Origin of the sequence: Verrucosispora sp. SN26_14.1 (genome assembly GCF_004307965.1) — a bacterium.
In the GTDB taxonomy this organism is placed as follows: domain Bacteria; phylum Actinomycetota; class Actinomycetes; order Mycobacteriales; family Micromonosporaceae; genus Micromonospora.
This window is the reverse complement of record NZ_SISL01000461.1, coordinates 1-4597: the sequence shown is the minus strand read 5'-3', so window position 1 is coordinate 4597 and position 4597 is coordinate 1. Positions and strand designations below refer to the sequence as shown.

5 protein-coding genes are annotated in these 4597 nt (G+C 71.4%); 2 read left to right on the top strand and 3 right to left on the bottom strand.

Annotated features, from left to right (window positions below):
• A partial coding sequence (locus EYA84_RS27060; RefSeq protein WP_236145978.1) for an EamA family transporter occupies positions 1-196 on the bottom strand: 196 nt, incomplete at its 3' end.
• A 310-nt stretch (positions 197-506) separates the two neighbouring features.
• Between EYA84_RS27060 and EYA84_RS27055 the strand changes: the two genes are divergently transcribed.
• Together EYA84_RS27055 and EYA84_RS27050 are read left to right on the top strand one after the other, a co-directional pair.
• A complete protein-coding gene (locus tag EYA84_RS27055; protein ID WP_201272487.1) occupies positions 507-1694 on the top strand; it encodes a beta-1,3-glucanase family protein in 1188 nt (395 codons plus the stop codon).
• 89 nt (positions 1695-1783) lie between these two features.
• Positions 1784-2284 carry a GNAT family N-acetyltransferase gene (locus tag EYA84_RS27050; RefSeq protein ID WP_131056568.1) on the top strand — a complete coding sequence of 167 codons (501 nt, stop codon included), beginning with the start codon at positions 1784-1786 and terminating at the stop codon, positions 2282-2284.
• A gap of 63 nt (positions 2285-2347) precedes the next feature.
• On the opposite strand, the gene abc-f is transcribed toward EYA84_RS27050, so the two are convergent.
• Both abc-f and EYA84_RS27040 read right to left on the bottom strand, forming a co-directional pair.
• The gene (abc-f, locus tag EYA84_RS27045; protein ID WP_131056566.1) at positions 2348-3985 is read right to left on the bottom strand and encodes a ribosomal protection-like ABC-F family protein; all 1638 of its coding nucleotides are present in this window, start codon (positions 3983-3985) and stop codon (positions 2348-2350) included.
• A gap of 292 nt (positions 3986-4277) precedes the next feature.
• On the bottom strand, positions 4278-4597 hold a 320-nt coding region (locus EYA84_RS27040), incomplete at its 5' end, for a helix-turn-helix domain-containing protein (RefSeq protein WP_131056564.1).

Genomic DNA, 4597 nt, shown 5'->3' with positions numbered 1-4597 from the left:
GGCCGACCGGTCGGCCCGGACGCCGCCGGCGGAGCACCAGGTGCCCGGCGGAGAGCAGCAGGACGCCGCCCGCGAACCGCCAGAAGGAGACCGCGACGGGTCCCATACCGCTGATGTCGTAGAGGATCGCGGCGACCGCTCCGCCGGTCCCCCAGGCGACCGCCGCGATGAGGATGTACGAGACTCCCCGTCCCACGGACGGGGGCATGGTGGTGTGCACAGGATTCTCCGTTGTCGTCACCGCCCGGGCAGCACGGACGCCCCCGGGCTCGAATCGTCAGAGCCGGGTCGGCGAGAACGCCGTTACCGGGTGGGTGGTGGCGACACGACGGAGAAGGTCACCGGCGCAGCGTACCGCCCGGTCCGCACACGGGCCGCTACCGGCGGTGAGGGATCTGCCCCCGACAGCGCGGCATCGCCGCACATCTATTGACAAACGTAGTTAACAGTCAGAGTCTGAGAGAGCGCTCTCTCACACCGTGTCACCACCGAACGGAGGAGTACCCGTGGTTGTCCGAAGAAGACTGCTGGCGGTCGCCGCCGCCCTGATCACCGCTGTCCCGACCGCGCTCGTCGCCACCGCACCCGCCCAGGCCGTCGGCCCGGCGTTGCTGCCCGTCACCGTCACCAACAACACCGGCCGGTCCGGAGCCGTCCACGTGTACGTCATCGGCGTGCAGCTCTCCTCCGGCCGACTCGGCTACGTCAACCAGGCCGGCACGTTCATCCCCTGGTCCGGCGGACAGATCCCACCGTCGCCCGCGCCCGACGCCTCGATCCCCGGTCCGACCAACGGCGCCAACACCACCGTCCGCTTCCCGCGCGGCTTCTCCGGCCGGGTCTACTTCTCCTTCGGCGAGAAGCTCAAGTTCTTCCTCACCCCGACCGGCCTGGTGCAGCCCGCCCCGTGGGCGGCCGGCGACGCCAACCGCGACATCCTGTTCGACTGGAGCGAGTTCACCTACAACGACGCCGGGCTCTGGCTCAACAGCTCCCAGGTGGACATGTTCGCGGTGCCGCACGCGGTCACCGTGACCGGCGCCAACGGCGTCACCAAACGGACCGGCGACGTCGTCGCCAACGGCCGCACCGCGATCATCAACGGCGTACGGTCCCAGTCCGGCTGGGCGAACACCGTGTACACCCGCTCCGACGGCACCGTGCTGCGGGTCCTGGCACCGGGCAAGGCTGCCGGGGCGGGCCTGTTCAGCAGCACCTACCTGGACTCCTACATCGCGTCGGCGTGGAACGCGTACACCAGCCGCACGCTGACCGTGGTGCCCTTCGGCGACCGGCCCGACGTCCGTTACTTCGGGCGTACCTCGGGCCGGGTGATGACCTTCACCAACAGCGCCGGACAGGTCGTCGCCACGTTCAACCGCCCCTCGTCGGCGAGTGTGTGGGGCTGTGACGGCGACCTGCCCGCCCCCAACGACCAGGTGGTCGGGCCGATCTCCCGGACGCTCTGCGCCGCGCTGAACCGGGGCACCCTCGGCACCATCCACACCCAGCCCAGCACCAACGCCGCCGAGTTCTACCGCAGCAACCCGACCAACCAGTACGCCCGGATCATCCACGCCAACATGCGCGACGGTAAGGCGTACGCCTTCGCCTTCGACGACGTCGGCGCCTTCGAGTCGCTCGTGCACGACGGCGACCCGCGCGCCGCCGGCCTGGTCCTCAGCCCGTTCTGATCCCGACCGACCTTCAGGTGGGTGGAGTTGTTGTCGCTGGGACGACAACAAATCCACCCACCTCGCCGTGGCCCGGCACGTCATGCCGCATGTCGGCTACGTCGGAGAATGGGCGGGTGACCGCGCCAGCCATTCGCGATCGGAAGCCTTCTGACCTTCCCCGATGCGTCGACCTCCTCGCCGTGGTGCATCGGGCGGACGGCTATCCGCTCCACTGGCCGACCGATCCGCACGGCTGGCTGTGGCCACCGGAGCAGCAGCACGCCTGGGTCGCCGAGGACGACGAGGCAGGGCTCGTCGGTCACCTCGCGGTGCACTCGTCCGACGACGAGACCGGTCACGAGGTCAGCCGCCTGTTCGTCGCACCCACCTTCCGCCGTCGGCACGTGGGCACCGCCCTGCTCCGACAGGCTCGGCGGTGGGCCGTCGACCACCGGGTCGGACTGACCCTGGAGGTCGTCGATCGACAGCGGTCCCCGGCCGTGGCGCTCTACGAGCGCGACGGATGGCGACACACCGCCACCGTCACCGCCGACTGGACCGCCCCGGACGGCGGTCCGGTGACTCTGCGCCGCTACACCCTCGGCTGAGGCAGCCAGCAAGGTGGGTGGATTTGTTGTCGCTGGAGCGACAACAAATCCACCCACCTTCACTCAGTCGACGTCCGGAGCCGGTACCTCGCGCAGGCCGTCTCCGTCGAGGCGCAGCCACCGTCGTACGCCGATGGCGTGCAGGAAGCGCTCGTCGTGGCTGACCACCACGAACGCGCCCCGGTAGGCGTTCAGCGCGTTCTCCAACTGGCCCACGCTGACCAGGTCCAGGTTGTTTGTGGGTTCGTCGAGCAGCAGCAGGTGCGGGGCGGGTTGGGCGTAGAGGACGCAGGCGAGGGTGGCCCGCAGCCGTTCACCTCCGGAGAGCACGCCCACCGGCAACTGGGCCCGGGCGCCCCGGAACAGGAAGCGCGCCAGCAGGTTCAACCGCTGCGACTGCGGCCGCTCCGGGGCGTACGCGGCGAGGTTCTCCGCCACCGTCCGGTCGAGGTCGAGCAGGTCCAGCCGCTGCGACAGGTACGCCATCCGGCCGTCGGCCCGACGCACCTGCCCGCCCTCGGACGCGGTCTGGCCGGTCACCAAGCGCAGCAGCGTGGACTTGCCGACGCCGTTCGGACCGGTGAGCGCGATCCGTTCCGGGCCGCGGATGGTCAGCTCCAGACCGTCGCCGGGGAACAACGGTCGGCCGTCGTACCGCACCTGCATCCGCTGCCCCTCGACGAGCGTCCGGCCGGCGGGCACGTCGGTCTCCGGCAGGTCCAGCGTGAGTGCCTGGTCGTCGCGCAGCCCCCGGCTGGCCTCGTCCAGCCGTCCCTGCGCGTCGCTGACCCGGCTGGCGTGCGCCTGCTGGGCCCGGCCGGCCGACTCCTGCGCGCTGCGTTTGAGTCCACCGGCGACGATCCGGGCCAGACCGGCGTTGCCGAGGTTGCGGGCGGCGTTCCCGGCCCGACGCTCGGCCCGTTCCCGGGCCTGCTGCATCTCCCGCTTCTCCCGCTTGACCTCCAACTCGGCGCTGCGCACGGTGCGCTCGGCCAGCTCCCGGGCAGCCTGGGCGGCCTCCTGATAGGCGGTGAAGTTGCCGCCGAACAACCGGAGCTGCCCGCCGTCGAGTTCGGCGATGCGGTCCATCCGGTCCAGCAGCATCCGGTCGTGGCTGACCAGCAACAGGCAGCCGGACCAGTTCTCCAGCACCGAGTACAGCCGGTGCCGGGCGTCGACGTCGAGGTTGTTGGTGGGTTCGTCGAGCAGCAGCACGTCGGGGCGGCGCAGCAACTGCGCGGCCAGGCCGAGGGAGACGACCTGCCCGCCGCTGAGCGTGTGCAGCGGCCGGTCGAGCGCCACCCCGTCCAGACCGAGCCGGTCGAGTTCGACGCGGCTGCGCTCCTCGACGTCCCAGTCGTCGCCGACGACGGTGAAGTTCTCCTCGCCGGCGTCGCCGGCCTCGATCGCCCGGAGCGCCGCGATGGTCGGGGCGACGCCGAGCACCTCGGCGACGGTCAGCTCACCGGCGAGCGGAAGACTCTGCGGCAGATAGCCGAGCACGCCCTCGACCGTCACGCCACCGCCGGTGGGGGCCAGCTCGCCGGCGATCAGACGCAGCAGGGTCGACTTGCCGGCGCCGTTCGGCGCGACCAGGCCGGTGCGGCCGGGCGGCACGGTGAACGACAGGTCCCGGAACACGGGGGTGTCGTCGGGCCAGGAGAAGGAGAGGTTGGTGCAGACGACGCAGACGTCGGACATCACAGTGAGACCTCGGGAGGAAGGCCGGGACGCAACCGGCGCCCCGGTCGAACAGACAGGGCGGTGACATGACAGGCCGCCCCGGCAGTGGCCGGTCGGCGGCGGGGCCGCTCACCCCGAGATGTCGTCGTCCCCCGACAGCATGTCGCGCTCCTCGTCGCAGATCGCGCGGCTGACCCGCGCTCCGCCAGCCTAACAACTTCGCGGTACGGCCGCGCACGTCAATTCCGCAGACGTCGGGCCGTCAGCGGCGGTCGCTACCCACCGGTTCGCGAATGCGTGAGCACGCCGATCAGTCCGGTCGGTGGGGCGGGGACGGCGGGGCGTCGAGGTGGCTGGCGAGCACCACCAGCAGCTCGAATCGGGTCGCCGGGTCGTCGAGGTCGGCGCCGTACAACTCGCGCAGGCGCTTGAGCCGGTAGCTGACCGTCTGCGGGTGGACGAACAGTTCGGCGGCGACCTCGGCCCGCGAGCCCCAGTGCCGCAGCCAGGAGTGCAGGGTGACCAGCAGGTTGTCCCGCTGGGCCGGACGCAGGTGGGCCAGCGGCGCCAGCCGTCGGGCGCTGAGCACCGCCAGGGCGCCGGGTTCGGCGCGCAGCCGCAGCGTCACCG

Coding starts and splice junctions, on each gene's coding strand:
- EYA84_RS27050 (WP_131056568.1), top strand. CDS start 1,784: ATGTCGGCTACGTCGGAGAATGGGCGGGTGACCGCGCCAGCCATTCGC.
- abc-f (WP_131056566.1), bottom strand. CDS start 3,985: ATGTCCGACGTCTGCGTCGTCTGCACCAACCTCTCCTTCTCCTGGCCC.